At 64.0% G+C, this 383-nt stretch carries 1 protein-coding gene; it reads right to left on the bottom strand.

What is annotated here, in order from left to right; all coding sequences use genetic code 11:
• Window positions 1-383: TonB-dependent receptor (locus tag I6F21_RS38565; protein ID WP_225184495.1), on the bottom strand; the 383-nt coding region annotated here is incomplete at both ends.

Raw genomic sequence — 383 nt, 5'->3', positions numbered from 1 at the left:
CGTCTGGCCGGTGGCGATGACTTCGGAACGCTGGAAACTGTAGCTGGTGCGCAGGCGCGTGCCGCCCGGCCAGGTCTGCTCGTAGCCGAGTTCTGCGCCCTGCGTGCGCACGCGCGCCACGTTGCTGAAGTAGAGCAGCCCGGTGTTCGGGTCTTCGCTCTGGCTGATCTGGGTGGAAACGTTGTTCTGAAACACCGACAACGTCGCCTTGCCGCCCACAGCCACTTGTTGCTCGACGACCGCTTCATACGTACGGATGCGTTCGGCCGACAGCCCGTGGGTAGCCTGCTGGCCGCCGGGCGCGCTGCTCTGATAATTCAATTCGTAATCGTTCGGCGCGCGATAGGCCATGCCGTAGATCGCCTTGACGGTGGTCGTTGGGG

The sequence above is a fragment of the Bradyrhizobium sp. NBAIM03 genome, assembly GCF_020194055.1.
In the GTDB taxonomy this organism is placed as follows: Bacteria; Pseudomonadota; Alphaproteobacteria; order Rhizobiales; family Xanthobacteraceae; genus Bradyrhizobium; species Bradyrhizobium yuanmingense.
This window is presented reverse-complemented; position numbering and strand designations above follow the sequence as displayed.